This window comes from Corallococcus sp. AB038B (assembly GCF_003668955.1).
Classification (GTDB): Bacteria; Myxococcota; Myxococcia; order Myxococcales; family Myxococcaceae; genus Corallococcus; species Corallococcus exiguus.
On the sequence record NZ_RAWO01000116.1, the window covers coordinates 1 to 442 of the forward strand.

At 68.1% G+C, this 442-nt stretch carries 1 protein-coding gene; it reads right to left on the reverse strand.

Features of this window, described 5'->3' with window-relative positions:
- Positions 1 to 442: cytochrome C (locus D7Y04_RS42710; RefSeq protein WP_121763067.1), on the reverse strand; the 442-nt coding region annotated here is incomplete at both ends.

A 442-nucleotide genomic window follows, 5' to 3' on the forward strand; every position in this document is an offset into this window, starting at 1 on the left:
CGCGAAGATGGGCCAGGGCATCACCTGCAGCAGCGCGCCGCCAGGCTCCCGGCCCGTGCGCATCAACGCCAGGAAGGCCTCATACGTGAGGCCCGACGGCAGCCCCTGCGCATCCGGGGTGATGTTCCGCGAGACGATTCCCGTGCCGAAGGGTCTCCCCCCCGCCAGGAAGTTCGCGGTGTTGATCTGCTCTGGCTGTCCCTGAAAGGGGTCCCCACCCGCCGAGTAGGGTGGGTAGGTGTGGCAGTCGGTGCATCCTCCCTGGGAGTTGACGATGTAGCTGCCCAGGCCCACGAGGTTCCGGTCCAAGCCCGTGAGGTTGAGCGTCACGGGGGAGATGACCAGGCCCTTTTCGATGCGCTCCTGGTCCTCGGCGCCCACGGGCGTCTGGGTCTGTTGGTTCTGCGAGTCCGACGAGGAGCTCGACCCGCACCCTCCCGCC